This is a genomic window from Symbiopectobacterium sp. Eva_TO (genome assembly GCF_053848865.1).
Genome location: NZ_JBSPEY010000004.1, coordinates 2,212,220 through 2,230,313, shown reverse-complemented (window position 1 = coordinate 2,230,313; position 18,094 = coordinate 2,212,220). Strand labels below are relative to the sequence as shown.

Annotated in this window: 14 protein-coding genes, 1 tRNA gene and 3 pseudogenes; 10 read left to right on the top strand and 8 right to left on the bottom strand. The window is 52.3% G+C overall.

All coding sequences use genetic code 11. The features are described 5' to 3' along the window. Nucleotides 1-209: 209 nt before the first annotated feature. From groL to ACWWJF_RS13720, 3 genes are all read right to left on the bottom strand, one after another. Nucleotides 210-1,865, bottom strand: a complete 1,656-nt coding sequence (gene groL / locus ACWWJF_RS13730; RefSeq protein WP_455869752.1) for a chaperonin GroEL — start codon at nt 1,863-1,865, stop codon at nt 210-212. Nucleotides 1,866-1,900: 35 nt separating this feature from the next. Beyond that, nucleotides 1,901-2,194, bottom strand: a complete 294-nt coding sequence (locus ACWWJF_RS13725) for a co-chaperone GroES (protein ID WP_455871081.1) — start codon at nt 2,192-2,194, stop codon at nt 1,901-1,903. A 207-nt stretch (nt 2,195-2,401) separates the two neighbouring features. Next, nucleotides 2,402-2,872, bottom strand: a complete 471-nt coding sequence (locus ACWWJF_RS13720) for an FxsA family protein (protein ID WP_455869751.1) — start codon at nt 2,870-2,872, stop codon at nt 2,402-2,404. Nucleotides 2,873-3,372: 500 nt separating this feature from the next. Between ACWWJF_RS13720 and aspA the strand changes: the two genes are divergently transcribed. The 9 genes and pseudogenes from aspA (at nt 3,373) to ACWWJF_RS13675 (ending at nt 12,604) form a co-directional block, all read left to right on the top strand. Next, entirely contained in the window at nt 3,373-4,812 is a 1,440-nt protein-coding gene (aspA, locus tag ACWWJF_RS13715; RefSeq protein ID WP_455869750.1) for an aspartate ammonia-lyase, read from the top strand. Between the two features lie 151 nt (nt 4,813-4,963). Beyond that, a complete protein-coding gene (locus ACWWJF_RS13710) occupies nt 4,964-6,256 on the top strand; it encodes an anaerobic C4-dicarboxylate transporter (protein ID WP_455869749.1) in 1,293 nt (430 codons plus the stop codon). 82 nt (nt 6,257-6,338) lie between these two features. Beyond that, complete coding sequence (locus ACWWJF_RS13705) at nt 6,339-7,370, top strand: IS630 family transposase (RefSeq protein WP_455869748.1); 1,032 nt, start codon at nt 6,339-6,341, stop codon at nt 7,368-7,370. A gap of 149 nt (nt 7,371-7,519) precedes the next feature. Further along, the gene (gene cutA / locus ACWWJF_RS13700) at nt 7,520-7,852 is read left to right on the top strand and encodes a divalent cation tolerance protein CutA (RefSeq protein ID WP_455869747.1); all 333 of its coding nucleotides are present in this window, start codon (nt 7,520-7,522) and stop codon (nt 7,850-7,852) included. Between the two features lie 22 nt (nt 7,853-7,874). Continuing rightward, complete coding sequence (locus tag ACWWJF_RS13695; RefSeq protein ID WP_455871080.1) at nt 7,875-9,560, top strand: protein-disulfide reductase DsbD; 1,686 nt, start codon at nt 7,875-7,877, stop codon at nt 9,558-9,560. Between the two features lie 313 nt (nt 9,561-9,873). Further along, nucleotides 9,874-10,455 (top strand): annotated as a pseudogene (locus ACWWJF_RS13690) (transcriptional regulator). Between the two features lie 130 nt (nt 10,456-10,585). After that, nucleotides 10,586-10,661: transfer RNA gene (locus ACWWJF_RS13685), tRNA-Phe, on the top strand. 257 nt (nt 10,662-10,918) lie between these two features. Beyond that, nucleotides 10,919-11,155 (top strand): annotated as a pseudogene (locus tag ACWWJF_RS13680) (transposase); the annotation flags it as partial. A 126-nt stretch (nt 11,156-11,281) separates the two neighbouring features. Next, nucleotides 11,282-12,604 (top strand): annotated as a pseudogene (locus tag ACWWJF_RS13675) (IS4 family transposase). 3 nt (nt 12,605-12,607) lie between these two features. Here ACWWJF_RS13675 and ACWWJF_RS13670 read toward each other — a convergent pair. From ACWWJF_RS13670 to ACWWJF_RS13650, 5 genes are all read right to left on the bottom strand, one after another. Next, a protein-coding gene (locus ACWWJF_RS13670; RefSeq protein ID WP_455868400.1) for an IS3 family transposase occupies nt 12,608-13,776 on the bottom strand; the annotation gives its coding sequence in 2 pieces (ribosomal slippage) (nt 12,608-13,521 and nt 13,521-13,776; 1,170 coding nt in all). A 106-nt stretch (nt 13,777-13,882) separates the two neighbouring features. After that, nucleotides 13,883-14,461 carry a GDP-mannose pyrophosphatase NudK gene (gene nudK / locus ACWWJF_RS13665; protein ID WP_455869746.1) on the bottom strand — a complete coding sequence of 193 codons (579 nt, stop codon included), beginning with the start codon at nt 14,459-14,461 and terminating at the stop codon, nt 13,883-13,885. Between the two features lie 37 nt (nt 14,462-14,498). Then, on the bottom strand, nt 14,499-15,287 hold the full coding sequence (locus ACWWJF_RS13660) for an IclR family transcriptional regulator (RefSeq protein ID WP_455869745.1): 789 nt from the start codon (nt 15,285-15,287) through the stop codon (nt 14,499-14,501). Nucleotides 15,288-15,414: 127 nt separating this feature from the next. Continuing rightward, nucleotides 15,415-15,990: a bifunctional 4-hydroxy-2-oxoglutarate aldolase/2-dehydro-3-deoxy-phosphogluconate aldolase gene (locus ACWWJF_RS13655; RefSeq protein WP_455869744.1), complete on the bottom strand. Its 576-nt coding sequence runs from the start codon at nt 15,988-15,990 to the stop codon at nt 15,415-15,417. A gap of 99 nt (nt 15,991-16,089) precedes the next feature. After that, nucleotides 16,090-17,328, bottom strand: coding sequence for an MFS transporter (locus ACWWJF_RS13650; protein WP_455869743.1), 1,239 nt, complete (start codon nt 17,326-17,328; stop codon nt 16,090-16,092). 67 nt (nt 17,329-17,395) lie between these two features. On the opposite strand from ACWWJF_RS13650, the gene ACWWJF_RS13645 reads away from it, so the two are divergent. Then, nucleotides 17,396-18,090, top strand: a protein-coding gene (locus ACWWJF_RS13645; protein ID WP_455869742.1) for an IS1 family transposase whose coding sequence is annotated in 2 segments (ribosomal slippage) — nt 17,396-17,639 and nt 17,639-18,090 — 696 coding nt in all. Because the reading frame shifts where the segments join, the coding sequence is not laid out codon by codon here. The last annotated feature ends 4 nt before the right edge of the window (nt 18,091-18,094 follow it).

Genomic DNA, 18,094 nt, shown 5'->3' with positions numbered 1-18,094 from the left:
TCCGGAGATGGTGGGTCAAGATCAAACATTTTTTTAATCTTTGACAGCGCGTTGGCAAAATTTGATCGCTGCTTGCACAGAAAAAAGACAAAAACGGGACATAAAAAAGCACTATCTGGTGATATACCAGATAGTGTTCATGTAAGCGTAAAAACGTGTTGATGTTACTCATCCGGTTCTCAGCGCGGCGCGAGAGAGCCCGGTGTTGATTACATCATACCGCCCATACCACCCATACCACCCATGCCCCCCATACCGCCAGCAGCACCTAAGTCGCCTTTATCTTCTTTCGGTAACTCGGTCACCATACATGCGGTGGTGATCATCAGGCCAGCAATGGATGCGGCATATTGCAGTGCAGAACGGGTCACTTTGGTCGGATCCAGAATACCCATGTCGATCATGTTGCCGTAAACTTCTGTTGCGGCGTTGTAACCGTAATTACCTTCGCCTGCTTTCACGTTGTTAGCCACAACGGAAGGTTCTTCACCGGCATTTTCCACGATTTGACGCAGCGGAGCTTCCATCGCACGCAGCGCAACACGAATACCAACGTTCTGGTCTTCGTTTTCAGCTTGCAGACTGCGAATGGCATTGGCTACGCGAATCAGCGCTACGCCACCACCAGCAACCACGCCTTCTGCAACGGCAGCACGGGTCGCGTGCAGCGCATCTTCGACGCGTGCTTTCTTCTCTTTCATTTCCACTTCGGTGGCTGCGCCGACCTTGATAACTGCAACGCCGCCTGCCAGTTTGGCAACGCGATCTTGCAGTTTTTCGCGATCGTAATCGGAGGTTGCGTCTTCGATCTGCTGACGAATCTGACCTACACGACCTTTAATAACTTCTTCATCACCCACACCGTCGATGATGATGGTGGTGTCTTTGTTGATCACAACGCGTTTTGCCTGACCCAGATCTTCCAGAGTGGCTTTTTCCAGTTCCAGACCGATCTCTTCAGAGATAACGGTACCCGCAGTCAGGGTAGCGATATCTTGCAGCATGGCTTTACGACGATCGCCAAAGCCCGGTGCTTTCACAGCGGCAACTTTAACGATACCGCGCATGGTGTTCACTACCAGCGTCGCCAGCGCTTCGCCTTCAACATCTTCTGCGATGATCAACAGCGGTTTGCCTGCTTTGGCAACGGCTTCCAGTACCGGCAGCATTTCACGGATGTTGGAGATCTTTTTGTCAGCCAGCAGGATGAACGGGCTTTCCAGCTCAACAGAACCGGTTTCCGGTTTGTTGATGAAATACGGGGAGAGATAACCGCGATCGAACTGCATCCCTTCCACAACGGCCAGTTCATCTTGTAAGCCGGAGCCTTCTTCTACGGTGATAACACCTTCTTTGCCCACTTTCTCCATGGCTTCAGCGATCAGTTTACCCACTGTGTAATCAGAGTTAGCAGAGATGGTACCGACCTGAGCGATGGCTTTGGTGTCAGCGCAAGGGACGGACAGTTTTTTCAGTTCTTCAACCGCAGCGATAACCGCTTTGTCGATACCGCGCTTCAGATCCATCGGGTTCATGCCTGCGGCAACGGCCTTCAGACCTTCGTTTACGATAGCCTGTGCCAGTACGGTTGCCGTGGTGGTGCCGTCGCCCGCTGCGTCGTTCGCTTTGGAGGCCACTTCTTTCACCATCTGAGCGCCCATGTTTTCGAACTTGTCTTCCAGCTCGATTTCACGCGCTACTGACACGCCGTCTTTGGTAATGATCGGAGAACCAAAAGATTTATCCAGAACGACGTTGCGGCCTTTCGGGCCCAAAGTCACTTTTACTGCGTTAGCAAGAACGTTCACACCGCGCAGCATTTTTACGCGCGCGTCATTGCCGAATTTTACGTCTTTAGCTGCCATGGTTTATTTTCCTTAAATTCTTTCGATTCAGATGATTACGCTTCAACAATCGCCAGGATGTCGCTTTCAGACATGATCAGGACTTCTTCGTTGTCGATCTTCTCGGCTTTCACGCCATAGCCATCATTGAAAATGACGATATCGCCAACTTTCACATCCAGCGGTTTTACGTCGCCGTTTTCCAGAATGCGACCATGGCCAACTGCCAGTACTTCACCACGGGTAGATTTAGCCGCAGCAGAACCGGTCAGAACAATACCGCCAGCAGATTTGGACTGGACTTCTTTACGCTTGACGATCACGCGGTCATGCAATGGACGAATTTTCATTGATAGCTCTCCTTTGAGAAAGTCCATATCAGTTTGGGATTAACGCCGGGTACATTCTCATACCCGCCTTGTCAATTTCTAAATGGGGACGATTCGCGTCCCTTCAAGGGAGAAAAAGGATTTTTTTTGCGATAGTGATGAAATTCTGATGAGATGAAATAAAAAAAGATATAAAACATGCAGTTAATGTCTTTTTCTCAATCAGTATCATTTGTCTTGATCGTCTTTATGCTCGAGATTTTTGCGATCGTCATCTTTGCGGTAAAACTCACCGTCAAAGGTATTGCCGTTACTGCCGGACGATGTGGTGCCAGCGCCGCGCCAAATATGCAGATGAGGCATCAGTTTGACCGTCAATCGTTTTTGCACCGGGGGCAACAGCAGCAGCAATCCAAGGAAGTCAGTGAAAAAACCGGGAAGCAGAAGCAAAAAGCCCGCCAATACCAGCGATACGCTTTTGACCATTTCCGCCGCAGGGCTCTCTCCCGCCGCGATTTTCTGCTGCATCTGAATAAACGTTTTCACACCCTGATTGCGCACCAGAGAAACACCAATACAAGAGGTGAACACTACCAGCAGCAACGTCACCGCAACGCCCAGTACTTCCGCAACGCGGATGAACAGCGAAATTTCAATGTAGGCAAAAAGAAAGAGTAGGAATAGCGGTAACCAGCGCACTGGATTCTCCTTATTTATTTAACTGATTGTTATAAAAAGGACTAATATGATTGATGCCAGCATGACTCACAGCCTGCCGTCATCTGTTGTGCATCCGGCCATCATTAAGACATATCACCTGAGATCAAACATCAACCCTTATAATTTAATGAAGTGGTAGCGCAAGCGAGCATTTTCAACCTGTAGGCAGAAAATTTCATTTCGCAATAATCACGAGTGACGACTATCACAATTTATTTACTTTATTAATTACACATCTTCATTTAGTGATCGAAACTACGCTTTTGGGATTCTATACAATATATCATCACCCCAGCGGAGGCAGTGATGGTCAATCGTTCTGCGACTGTTGCCTGTGGTGATACATTTTGTGGTAACACCATCGTGATAATAACTCGCATTTATTGGGACGATTATTTGTTAACACGCTTTTTTGTTAACACCAAGGTGGTTAGCAAAACGCGTTCTCATCAAGTTGCAGGATTCAAGAGAAGGCTCTCATGTCAGACAACATCCGTATTGAAGAAGACCTGTTAGGTACCCGTGAAGTTCCCGCCGATGCCTACTATGGTATTCATACCCTGCGGTCAATTGAAAATTTTTACATCAGCAACCACAAAATCAGCGATATCCCCGAATTCGTGCGTGGCATGGTGATGGTCAAAAAAGCCGCTGCCCTGGCAAACCGCGAGCTGAAAACCATTCCCCGCCCAATTGCCGATACTATTATCCGTGCCTGCGATGAAGTGTTGAACAACGGCAAATGCATGGATCAGTTCCCGGTTGATGTCTATCAGGGCGGCGCGGGCACCTCGGTGAACATGAATACCAACGAAGTGCTGGCTAATATTGGCCTGGAACTGATGTGCCATAACAAAGGTGAATACCAGTACCTCAACCCTAACGATCATCTGAACAAGTGCCAGTCCACCAATGATGCCTACCCCACCGGCTTTCGTATTGCGGTGTACAGCGCCATCCTGACGCTGGTAGAGGCTATCACCCAGTTGGCGGATGGCTTCGAGCGCAAGGCCAAAGAATTCGAAACCATTCTGAAGATGGGGCGTACCCAGTTGCAGGATGCTGTGCCGATGACGTTGGGTCAGGAATTCCACGCTTTCTCTGTGCTGCTTAACGAAGAGAACAAAAACCTGCTGCGCACCGGCGAGTTGCTGCTGGAAGTAAATCTGGGCGCGACGGCCATCGGCACGCGGTTAAACACACCGGACGGTTACCAGCAGTTGGCGGTACAACGTCTGGCTGAAGTGAGCGGTCTGCCGTGCGTGCCGGCCGAGGATTTGATCGAAGCCACCTCCGACTGCGGCGCTTACGTGATGGTACACGGTGCGCTAAAACGTCTGGCGGTGAAGATGTCGAAAATCTGTAACGACCTTCGCCTGCTCTCTTCCGGCCCGCGCGCTGGCCTCAATGAAATCCACCTGCCGGAATTGCAGGCAGGCTCTTCCATCATGCCAGCCAAGGTCAATCCGGTGGTACCGGAAGTGGTCAATCAGGTGTGCTTCAAGGTGATCGGCAACGACACCTGCGTCACTATGGCCTCTGAAGCGGGTCAGTTGCAGCTCAACGTGATGGAACCGGTTATCGGTCAGGCGATGTTTGAATCTATCCATATTCTTACCAACGCCTGCCACAATCTGTTGGAAAAATGCGTTAACGGCATCACCGCCAACAAAGCGGTATGCGAAGCCTACGTGTTCAACTCCATCGGCATTGTTACCTACCTCAACCCGTTTATTGGCCACCACAATGGCGACATTGTCGGCAAAATTTGCGCCGAAACCGGCAAGAGCGTGCGTGAAGTGGTACTGGAGCGCGGTCTGCTGACCGAAAGCGAACTGGATGACATTTTCTCAGTACAAAACCTGATGCACCCTGCCTACAAGGCCAAACGTTACACGGATGATAACGACGCGTCTTAAGCGTTCGATCGGTTAACCCAGCGCGTCTAACCATCGGGCGCGCTAGCGTTACTCCTGACAGGCACGTCGGCATTTTGCGGGCGTGCCTTTTTTATGGCCTCAGGTTTGCTCATAACCATAAGAGTTTCTTATCTAAAAAAGGAGCATTACTATGTTTGCCTTTGCGTTGGTTATCGTTTTATTGGCTATCTACCTCGGTGCACGGCTCGGTGGGATCGGTATCGGTTTCGCGGGCGGTCTTGGCGTTTTGGTTCTGACACTGGTATTTCAAATAAAACCCGGCGCCATTCCCTTCGACGTGATTCAAATCATCATGGCAGTGATCGCGGCCATGCAGGTCGCGGGAGGGATGGATTATCTGGTGAGTCTGGCGGAAAAATTGCTACGGCGTCAGCCTAAATACGTCACCTTTTTGGCCCCTTTCGTCACCTATTTTATGACACTGTTGGCAGGAACGGGGCACACAGCGTTCTCGACGCTGCCGGTGATTGCAGAAGTGGCTAAAGAACAAGGGATTCGCCCCTCTCGCCCGTTATCGATTGCCGTTGTGGCGTCGCAAATCGCCATCACTGCCTCACCGATTTCCGCCGCCGTGGTTTTCGTTGCCAGCATTCTTGAACCAAAAGGCGTCAGCTATCTGCTGCTGCTCGGAATCTGTATCCCTACGACCTTGTGTGCGGTGTTGCTTACCGCCGTGGTGACCAATTTTCTGGGCAAGGAATTGAAAGACGATGAGATTTATCAGGCTCGGTTGGCAAAGGGTGAAACCGTGCTGCGCGGCGTCAGCAAGCTGGAGATAAAAACTGGGGCCAAGCGCTCTGTACTGCTGTTTTTAGTGGGTATTGTCGCGGTGATGCTTTACGCCACCGCCATCAGCGACACCGTTGGGCTCATCGCCAAACCCATACTGCCCCGTAACGAAGCCATTGTGGTCTTTATGCTGACGGTCGCCACCCTGATCTGCATCACCTGCAAGCTGGATACCGCCAAAATCCTCTCTGCCAGCACCTTCAAATCCGGCATGAGCGCCTGCATTTGCGTAATGGGCGTAGCCTGGTTAGGCGATACGTTCGTAAAAGCTCACATCTGTGAAATTCAGGGCACGGCAGGCGCATTGTTGCAGAATTACCCGTGGATGCTGGCGGTAATACTGTTTTTTGCCTCTACCCTGCTTTACTCACAGGCGGCGACAGCCAAGGCGCTGATGCCTGCCGCGCTATTGTTGGGCGTGACGCCAGTCACTGCCGTGGCATCTTTTGCTGCCGTGTCAGCGCTGTTCGTGTTGCCCACTTATCCCACGCTGCTCGCTGCCGTAGAAATGGATGACACAGGTTCAACCCGCATCGGCAAATACGTCTTCAACCACGCGTTCCTGGTACCTGGAGTTCTGGCGATTACGCTATCCGTCATCTTTGGCTTTGTTCTAAATAACTGTTCCGAATAGTAGATCACCTGAAGGGAACTCAGTCCGAGTTGAGCGATCTGATCAATCGATAAAGATCCCAAATCATCAACCGGACTGAGCGATGTCGAGCATAGCACCGATACCCCGTAACGAACGACGCCTGATGAAGAAAACTCTCCATAAAACGCGTGACAAGAATCACGCCCGCAGGCTGACCGCCATCCTGATGTTGCACCGGGGCGAGCGCGTGAGCGATGTCGCCAGAATGCTTTGCTGCGCCCGTTCGTCAATCGGCAGATGGATTAACTGGCTCACCCTGTACGGCATTGAAGGCCTCAAATCTCTGCGGCCCGGTCGTGGCCGTCGCTGGCCGTTTGAACAGATCTGCGCACTATTAATCCAGCTCGTAAAGCGTTCCCCTCATGATTTTGGCTATCAGCGTTCGCGCTGGAGCACGGAATTGCTAGCGATAAAAATCAATGAGATAACCGGTTGCCAGTTGCATGCTTCCACGGTGCGCCGTTGGCGGCCTTCTGCCGGTCTGGTGTGGCGACGCGCAGCTCCTACGCTGCGTATCCGCGACCCGCATAATGAAGAAAAAATGGAGGCCATCGCGATGGCGCTGGAACAATGCAGCGCGGAACATCCCGTCTTTTACGAAGACGAAGTGGATATTCATCTGAATCCCAAAATTGGCGCGGACTGGCAGGTTCGCGGGAAGCAGAAACGCATCGTGACGCCGGGCCAGAACGAGAAATATTATCTGGCGGGTGCATTACACAGCGGGACGGGAAAAGTCAGCGATGTTGGAGGAAGCAGTAAAAGTTCGTGTTTGTTTATCAGTATGTTAGAGCATCTGAGAGCAACGTACAGACGGGCAAAAACGCTCACGCTGATAGTTGATAACTACATTATTCACAAAAGCCGGGAGACGCAGCGCTGGCTGGAAGAAAACCCGAAATTCAGGGTTATTTATCAGCCGGTGTACTCACCATGGGTAAATCATGTAGAGCGGTTATGGCAGGCGTTGCATGAAACCATCACCCGCAATCATCAATGCTGTTCAATGTGGCAGTTACTGAACAAGGTTCGCCGCTTCATGGAAACCGTCAGCCCGTTTCCCAGTGGAAAACATGGACAGGCAAAAGTGTAGCGGTATTAGGAACAGCTATTTAGGGAATCTGGTGCTGTAACGTCCCTCCGGTATTCACCCCGGGCGGCACCTCGCCGCCCGGCATCCATTCCCCTCGGCCCCCAAAGCAGGGTATAGTACGCCCCAGTTCCTCTTTCACTGGGGTGACCATGGAAAATTCTGCGAGCTGCACCGCCATCGTTGTCCTGTGTACTGCACCTGACGAACCCATAGCACAACAGTTGGCGACGGATGTGCTCAATGCCGGGCTGGCAGCCTGTGTCACAGTACTGCCTGGCGCGCACTCTTTCTATGTCTGGGAAGGTAAGTTGGAGCAGCAACAGGAAGTGCAACTGGTGATCAAGAGCGATACCTTGCACCAACTTGCGCTGCTGCAACGCCTGAAACAGCAACACCCTTATCAAACGCCGGAACTGCTGGTGGTTCCGATCACGGATGGCGACAAAGATTACCTGACATGGCTAACCGCATCCTTACGCTGATCCTGCTGTTAAGCACACTGATCTGCCCTCAACTGGCAGGTGCATCCCTGTTTGCACCGTCATCTTCGGTACAAAACAGCCGCTTCTTGACGGTAGATCGCGCATTTGCTTTCGATTTTCAGCAACAGCAAGAAACGCTGACGCTACGCTGGCAAATCCAACGGGCTATTACCTCTATCGAGACAAAATCAGTCTTACTCCCAGCCAAGCCGTACTCGGCGACATATCCATACCCGCTGGCCTGCCGCACAAAGACGATTTTTTTGGCGAAGTGGCAATCTTTCGCGATAGTCTCACAGTAACCGTCCCTATTACGCAGAGCACGGCGGGCGCAACGGTGCGTGTTACCTATCAGGGCTGCGCCGATGCGGGTTTTTGCTACCCACCTGAAACGCGGGAAATTCCATTAAGTACAGTGACCGCAGGCCACCAGCCAACGACCAGCAATACAGCGCCAACCGTCACAGCACCTATAGCACCAGCACAGCTGCCATTTTCTCCACTTTGGGCGTTGTTAATCGGTATCGGTGTTGCCTTCACTCCCTGCGTACTCCCAATGTACCCACTGATTTCCGGGCTGATTCTTGGCCGGAAACAGCAATTATCCGCACGCCGTACCCTGCTGCTGGCGTTCACCTATGTGCAAGGCATGGCGCTGACCTACACGTTGCTCGGCATTATCATCGCGGCAGCAGGACTGCGCTTTCAGGCGGCGCTACAGCATCCGGCCGTGTTGATCGGCTTATCACTGCTGTTTATCGCACTCGCGCTGTCGATGTTTGGTCTCTATAACCTACAGATGCCCTCCGCCATACAAACCCGTCTGGCACAGTGGAGCAATCGGCAACAAAGCGGCTCTCTTGGCGGAGTCTTTTGCATGGGGGCATTGGCTGGGCTGATTTGCTCGCCCTGCACCACCGCCCCTCTCAGCGCCATCCTGCTCTATATTGCGCAAAGCGGTAATAGCGTCGCCGGAGGCGGCATTCTTTATCTCTACGCGCTTGGCATGGGCTTGCCGCTTATCGCAGTAACCCTGTTTGGCAATCGCTTTTTACCCCGCAGCGGCCCCTGGATGCAGCACATCAAAACCGCTTTTGGGTTTGTCATTCTGGCCTTGCCTATTTTTCTGCTGGAACGCGTTGTAGGCGATACCTGGGGAGCGCGTCTGTGGAGCCTGCTGGCGATTTCCTTCCTGGCTTGGCTGATCATGCTGGGTTTACGCAGCCATTGGCGCGGTATGCGTTTGATACAACTGCTGCTTTTGATTGGTGCCGTGACCGCCGCTCGTCCACTGCAAGAGTGGCTAATGCCTTCATCAAGCCAAGCCAGCACCGCTCACACCACTTCTCTGCCATTTACACTGGTGCATAATCTGGAGGAAGTAAACCAATCTCTGGCGATCAGCCAGCAGCCTGCCATGCTGGATTTGTATGCCGACTGGTGTGTAGCCTGCAAAGAGTTTGAGAAGTACACCTTCAGCGATGCGAGCGTCAAACAGGATCTGGCCAGGTTTCAACTTCTTCAGGCGGATGTGACCGCCAACAACACGCAGCAAAATGCATTGCTGAAAAAATTTCAGGTTATGGGATTACCAACCATACTCTTTTTTGACAGTAATGGCCGGGAGATTCCCGACTCACGCATTACGGGTTTTATTAATGCCGAGGAGTTCAGGGCACATTTGCAAAAACTGGGCAATATACCTTAAATAATTCGAGTTGCAGAAAGGCGGCAAGTGAAGGACAAATCTGTCTGGGACAGATTTGACCAGCGACTGCGCTGGCCCACAAGATGAATATCAGGGATGAGATTCATTTATCCCGATGAGCTTACTCCAGTAAGTGATTCGGGTGACAAATCTGCCGGGAGCAGATTTGAACGCCGCGTGCTGCGGCCTCGTAAGAGGTGAGGTCCAAGGATGGGCCGAATAACGAACGTAGCCAACGCACATGCAACTTGAAATATGACGGGTATAAGCCACTGCGACGGTGGCGGGCCCAGTCTGAATCAAGGGGAATATCATGCAACTACAGCGGGACGAGGTTCTTGAGAACGCGCTGATCTTACTGGAACAACAGGGTGTTGCCGCCTTAACATTAGACACCCTGTCTGAGAAGCACAGCATCACCGCCGAGGCCATGACTGCCTTCTGGCCAGATCGTGAAGCACTCCTCTATGATTGCCTACGGCATCATAGTTAGCAGGTGGATACCTGGCGGCGTCAATTGTTGTTGGATGAATCGCTCTCCATTGAGGAAAAGCTGCTGGCACGCTATCAGGTACTGTATGAGGCGTTGCAAAACCAACGCTATCCAGGCTGCTTGTTTATTGCCGCATGCAGTTTTTATCCTGATATCCATCACCCCATTCATCAGATTGCAGAGCGTCAAAAACAGGCATCACTCCACTACACGCGCGAACTTCTGGCGCAGTTGGAAACGGACGATCCTGAAATGGTCGCTCAGCAGATGGAATTGATCCTCGAAGGTTGCCTGAGTCGATTGATGGTAAAACACCACGCGGATGACATTGCAACCGCCCGCCGTCTGGCGGAGGATGTACTGCGTTTTGCACTATGCCGCAAAAACGGAGCACTGACCTGATAGAACCGGGGCCGCAACGCTGAGAAATGCATCATCCTGACTGAAAAGTCGGCAATCAACGTAGTTTTGATGCTTTTCCTGCACAAACCCGTTGACGGCAAGCGGCCAATACGGTTTAATGCGCCCCGTTGCCCGGATAGCTCAGTCGGTAGAGCAGGGGATTGAAAATCCCCGTGTCCTTGGTTCGATTCCGAGTCCGGGCACCACTTCTCCTTTTTTATGCCTCCCTATACGTTCCTATAAATCCCTATGTGTTTGTAATGTAATCAGTGTGGCGTAAAAATCTATCCTGATGTGCTCTTAGTTATCCCTAGGTATCCGGAAAAAAGTGAGTCAAATTACGGGTCATTCAGTTCGATGAACTAAGTGACCTGATGTAGCCCCCTGTAACACCAGACAGTAGCTGTATCTCCAGATAAGAGATAGGCTTAGATATATGTCTAACAATCATGCTAATTTTGAAATGACCGGGATCCTGTTAGGGCAAGAAGTCCGTAAGCGTAAAACTCCGCAAGAGAAAATCGCCATCATTCAGCAGACAATGGAGCCGGGGATGAACGTCTCCCATGTAGCCCGCCTGCATGGCATCCAGCCCAGCCTTTTGTTTAAGTGGAAGAAGCAATACCAGGAAGGAAGCCTCACCGCCGTTGCGGCCGGAGAAGAAGTGGTTCCAGCTTCGGCGCTGGCGACTGCCCTCAAGCCACCTCGTTATACACAAGTCCGCAACGCCTTATATGCCAAGGGTTAGCGGGCTGAAATAGGCAGCCGGTGGGGTTGTAAATGAAGTGAAACCGACGTGTACTATCGCCATTTACGGCGCTGAAAAATGACACGGGATTCAGATGGCTGGGCACACCAAGAACTGGAAGGGGTAAATCTTGGTGACACGAGGCTCAATAAGCGTGCCAAAGGGCTTTTGATACGGCTGGCTGAGAATCCGCAAGCCAGCATTCCGCATGCGTGCCTCGGATGGTCTGAGACGCTGGGTGCTTACCGCTTCATGGAGAACCAAGCATTCGAATGGCGAGACATTCTGCAACCTCACTGGCAGCGTACGCAGGAAAGGATCCGAGAACACGAGGTTGTGCTGTGTATCCAAGACACTACCGAGCTTGACTTCAACGGGCAGCAAATCCAAGGCTTGGGTCCCTTGAACTACGAAGCCAGGCGTGGTCTGTACCTGCATCCGACCTACGCGGTCAGTCCGGATCGCGTGGGGTTGGGCGTACTGGATGCGTGGATGTAGGCAAGAGAGCCGAAGGATGCAGACGGAAAACGCGATGGGCTCAAGGAGAGTACGCGCTGGCTCGAGGGATACGAGCGAGTTGCTGAACTCGCCTCGGAGTTGCCAAACACACGTCTGGTGTACTTAGCCGATCGCGAAGCGGATATCAAGGCGTTGATGCAGCTCGCTGATGACCTTGGCACTCCGGCTGACTGGTTGATCCGCTCGACTCATAATCGCAGTCTGGACTGTAATGAGAAGCTTTGGCAGAAGGTTGGAAAGACCGTGCCGGTGGGAGAAATCCAATTCGTTATGGCGGCTCGCGCGGGGCAGAAGGCGCGTAAGGTGAAACAGGCGCTGCGCGTGAAGCGAGTGTCGCTGCGTTGCGGGTTGGCAGTGACTTGTGTGATAGCCAAGGAAATTGAGCCGCCAGCAGGCGTGAAGCCGGTCGAGTGGCGGTTGCTGAGCAATCGCGTACCTGAAGGACGAGAAGATATCGTGGAGCTGATCGACTGGTATCGGGCTAGATGGGAAATCGAGATGTTCTTCAATGTGCTGAAGAACGGCTGCTGTGTCGAAGCGTTACAGTTATCGACCGTGGATCGCATTGAGCGGGCATTGGCGCTGTTCATGATCGTGGCATGGCGCATCGCCTATTTAATGCGTATGGGACGAACCTGTCCAGAGCTAGACGCAATGTTGTTCTTTGATTCCGACGAGACTCATGGCGCTTACCTACTGATGAACAAGCGTATGCCCAAGGGCCGCCCTAAGCTAAACGAAGTATTGCGCTTAGTTGCGCAACTCGGAGGCTTTCTTGCTCGAAAAGGCGACGGTGAACCAGGCGCAAAAACTATCTGGAAAGGCTTGCAGAAAGTCATGACGGCCGCCGAAACGCTACGCGCGCTCAGGCACGAACTGTAGTGGTCAACTAATATTGGCCACCGCATTAGACTGTATGTAGAACAGTCGCTCAGATTCGTTTGGAGTTAAGCCGCCGTTATACCAGTGAGGCCGGATAGCGCTGTAATACCCCGTGATGTAGCGGATAATCGCGTCCTGGGCTTCGCTGAAGCTGTTGTAACCCTTTGTCGGCACCCATTCTGTCTTCAGGCTGCGGAAGAACCGCTCCATTGGCGCATTATCCCAGCAGTTACCCCGCCGACTCATACTCTGCTTTATCCGGCAGCGCCACAGGGCTTGCCGGTATTGACGGCTGGTATAGTGGCTGCCCTGGTCGCTGTGGAACATGACTCCTGTTGGTTGTCCCCGGAGTTCCCAGGCCATCTGCAACGCTTTAACTGTCAGCGCCGAGTCCGGCGACGTCGACATGGCCCAGCCCACCGGTTTGCGGGCGAACAGGTCTAGCACCACCGCAAGATAAGCCCAGCATTTGCCCGTCCAGATGTAGGTCACATCGCCGCACCAGACCTGATCCGGCGCGGTAACCGCGAACTGGCGGTTGAGATAGTTCGGTATTTCAACGTGTTCATTGCCGCCGCGTTTGTATTTGTGAGCCGGTCGCTGGCAGCTGGCGATACCCAGCTCCTTCATCAGCTTGCCAGCCAGCCAGCGCCCCATTTTGACACCAGAGCTGCCGGTGACGATGGTCGCGATACTTCGAGCGCCGGCAGAGCCGCCGCTGGCGTTCCAGGCTTCCATGACGCGACTACACTTAACCACGCGCTCACCGTCGGGTTCATTAGCGGAAGCCTGCCAGTGCCTGTAGCTGCTGCGATGTACCTCAAAAGTTTGGCACAACGCCGTGACCGGGTATCGCGCCCTCAGCCTGTCGACTACCGTGAACCGTTGAGTGAGTCCGACATTAAGAGCGCCGTAGCCTTTTTTAGGATTTCGTTCTCCATTTCAAGGCATTGGACTTTTTTCTTCATCTCACGCAGCTCGAGCTGTTCAGGGGTAAGAGGAAGTCCCGTTGGCGTTTTTCCCTGTCGTTCAAGGCGAAGCTTATTGACCCAGCGACTAATGGCAGAATGGCTGACATTAACCGCCTCTGCGGCCTTAACGTATGTGTAGCCGTGGTCGACAACCAGCTTTGCGGCTTCGAGCTTAAATTCCGCCGTAAAATGTTTACCCATGAGGTCACCTGTCGTGTTGATGAGGTGAGCATATCACCTCCGATCAGGTGGCCAGTATCAGTGTGCCACTACAGTTTCAAAAGACGTGGTTACAGGTCTTGAGTACTTAGGATGCACACCACCCCTGTAGCTGTGCATAGTGCAGCAACATGATGGTTTTCCCATCGCAGATACGCCCGTCCTTGATCATCGCCAGCGCGTCAGTAAACGGCAGTTCGATAACCTCAATGTCTTCATCTTCCACGCCGCCTCCGCTCGCCAGACGTTGGGAAGGCGCGTATTCTGCGGCAAAAAAATGCACCTTTTCCGTCACGCTACCGGGCGACATGTAGGCTTCAAACAATTTTTCGACCTGCTCGATACGATAGCCGGTTTCTTCCATGACTTCCTTACGGATGCACGCTTCCGGCGACAACTCATCCAGCAATCCCGCGCAGGTTTCCAACAGCATGCCGCTCTCATTACCGTTGAGGTAAGTCGGGATACGAAATTGGCGCGTCAGCACTACCGTCTTTTTATCCCGGTTATAGAGCAGAATGGTAGCACCGTCGCCTTTGTCATAAACTTCGCGCCGTTGTCGCACCACACCGCCGCATTTACGTTGCAGATCGAACGTGTAGTTGTGCAGCACATACCAGTTATCGGACAGCAGTTTCTTTTCAATGAGCTTTATGGGAGACGACATCACAACACTCCATCACGTGCGAACACACACGGCTGACTTAACGAAACTCCTGATACAGATGTTCACCGCGAAAACCGATACGACGTGATAGCGTCAGCGCCCCCAGCTCAGCAATGCGTTCAGTGTTGTTTTTTACTTTGGAAAACAGGCTGGCAATACTCAGCGCCGCTTGCACCTTACCTCGCGCGTTATAAATAGGTGCCGCGACACAAAAGACTTCCGCGTTATGCTCACGATCGTCAATCACGTAGCCGCGCTGGCGCGCTTCGTTCAGCACGCCGAAAAAACGCGCTTCATCCGTCACTGTGAAGGGGGTAATCGGCTGCAAACCACCGGTTTTATCGAGAATGGCTTTGACCTGTTCATCCGGCATGGTCGCCAGCAGCTCCTTGCCAAGGCCGGTGCAATAAAGTTGGTTATTGGAACCGATGCGCGCAGATGTGCGTACTAATGCAGCACTCTCCACTTTATCCAGATAGACCAGCATACCGTCGTTTTCCATCGCCAGGAACGAGGTTTCCTGCGCGCTGGCAGCCAGCTCTTCCAGCACGGAACGCGCGGCTTTATGAAACGGCGTTTGATCTAGATAAACCGCACCGGTCTGGAACAATTTAAGCCCCAGACGGAAAGATTTGACACGGGGATTGGCGATTTCAAGGTAGCCTTTATCCACCAGCGTATAAATAATATCGAAGGTGGTGCTTTTCGGTATGCCTAACTGAGTACTGATTTCCGTTATGGTTAACTCATCCCACGTTCCTGCTACCAACTCCAGCATATCCAGCGCTCTGGCCACCGAGCGATTGATTTTTTCCACGCCATCCATCCCCATGCATTCGCTTGCGCGGGATTATACAAGATAACCATAGCGGTAAGAAAAAATAAAAGTGCCCGATAAGGGCAACCCGCGTTGATAATGCGGCAGGCAGCCTTTATCGGAAGATGATAGCCAATCAGAGAGGATAACAAACGTCGTCTGGCTTTTTATTTTCCCGGAAACGGGTAATAAAAGTCTGTGCCAGATCGGTTAACTGTTGCCACGCCTGTTCAGCCACTAACGTTTTATTGATCAGTTCGCTACCCACCCCAACGGCAAATGCACCGGCCTGTGCAAAGTCAGCGACATTATTCAACGTCACGCCGCCAACAGGAATGATGGAGAGATTGTTGAGCGGCCCCTGCAACTCCTTCAGGTAGTTGACGCCCATGCGGCACGCCTGCAATATTTCTGACGGCGTGGCGACAGCTGGGATCATCAGCTTCTGTTTTTCATGCACCATGCTGACCACCTGCGGATTAAAATCCGGTGCCAGTACAAAATTGGCACCCGCATCCATCACCAACTGCGCCATTACCGGATTGATAACGGTTCCCGCACCGATCCACATCTTATCGCCCAATTCCACCGTGAGCGCTTCAATACTGCGCAGATAACCTGACGTGTTGCAGGTCACTTCCAACACGCGCACGCCTCCATCGTAGCCTCTGACAATCGCGATAATGCCCGTGTCTTCTATAGCGTGAATCACTCGGTGCTTAATCATTGATAACCTCTAACCCTTTAATTAACTATTAAATCGACTGCAACAAACGGCGAAAAAGGCGGCGCGAGGCCGCCTTCACTGCGATCATGCGTTAGCAACGATCGGTTTTCTGACGATGAACCAGTAGCACAGGGCGGCACAGCCAGCGATGATCCCGCCGCTGACGAACGCCATGGTGTAAGAACCGGTAGCATCGGCGATCATGCCGGTCACCAACGGTGAGAGTGAACCGGCAAAGTAACCGCCGAAATTCTGGATACTGCCTACGGAGGCCACCATTGACGCCGGAGCGACATCACCCGGTAATGCCCAGCCGGTTGCCGAGAGCGCCGAGAGCAGTGCCATCGCAATCACCAACAGAGCCAGCGTACCGGTCAGGCTGGTCGCGAACGGAATCGCCACCACGGCAACGCCTGCCAACAGCGCGGAGACGCTGATGGTGACGCGTTTGGCAACCAGTGAATCACTAAAAATTTCCCTGTCTATCAAATATTTGGAAAGATACCCGCCGCCAATCGCCCCAACGATACCGCCGAAGTAAGGGATACTGGCGTAAATGCCCAATGCTTTAAGTTCGATGTTCTGGGTTTTCATCAAATAGAGCGGCAGGAAGGTGGTGAAGATATTCATCATCCACACATAGCAGAACCAGCCCAGAATCATGCCCCATACGCATTTGTACTTGAACAGCCCACACCAGCTAATGGTGACTTCGCTGTTGCCCAGTTTTTCTGCGGTACCGCCGCCACCTTCTTTAATGTAATCCAGCTCTTCTTTGCTCAACGTCGGATGCTTTTCCGGCTGATGGTAAGCAAAAATGAAAAATACCAAGAAGATCAGACTAATACCACCGGCGATAAAGAACAGGACGCGCCAGCTGAACGGGACAATAATGGCCACCAGAATCGGCGGTGCAATGGCCGGGCCCCATTTGGATGCCGCATCCCAGAAACCGGTTGCCAGTGCGCGTTCTTTTTTCGGGAACCAAGAGGCAGTAATTTTCGCTGCACCCGGCCAGCACGGCGCTTCCGTGATACCCAGAATGCCGCGCGCAAACAGCAGCGTGGTGAGGTTGCTGCAAGCGCCGGTCAGCATGGTGGCACCGCTCCACAGGCCAATTGCCCAACTGTAGACTTTCTTCGGACCAAATTTATCGACCAGCCAGCCGGAAGGCAGTTGGCACATGGCGTAAATCAGTGCAAACACGGACCCCATCAAACCAATATCGGTATTGGTCAAATGCAGATCTTTCATCATATCGGGTGCGGCAATGGATAATGCAGCGCGATCGAGATAATTGATAATGCCGCCAATTAATAACAAGAAAACGACGGTAATGCCTTCAAATAGTTGGCTTTTGTGATATTCTGCCGCTATTTGAGGTTTCCACGTGGTTACTGTTTTTGTTCATTGCCCTCGCTGCCATTCAGATAAAGTTTATCGACATGGCCTTAGTCCAACTAAGCGCGAACGCTTCCGGTGTCAGTGCTGTCGCCGTGTATTCCAGCTTACCTACCGCTATGAAGCGCGAAAGCCGGGAGTCAAAGAGCAGATCGTTGATATGGCCTTCAACGGTGCCGGTGTTCGCGATACCGCCAGAATGTTGAAAATCGGCATCAATACGGTCATCCGGGCTTTAAAAAGCTCTCGCCCCGCAGGATAACGTCTTCTCCCGTTGCTCACGCCGACGTCGCCCTTATCTGTGAACTTGATGAGCAATGGAGCTTCATTGGCAGTAAGGCGCTACAGCACTGGCTCTGGTACGCTTACAATACCAAAACGGGCGGTGTTCTGGCCTACACTTTTGGCCCCCGAACCGATGAGACCTGCCGTGAATTGCTGGCTCTGTTGACACCGTTCAACATCGGCATGATTACCAGTGACAACTGGGGCAGCTATGCAAGAGAGGTTCCGAAGCAGAAACATCTGACTGGCAAGATCTTCACGCAACGCATAGAGCGCAATAACCTGACGCTCCGTACCCGCATTAAACGACTGGCGCGTAAAACGATTTGCTTCTCGCGCTCCGTCGAGATCCACGAAAAAGTCATCGGAGCCTTCATCGAAAAACACATGTTCTACTAATTGG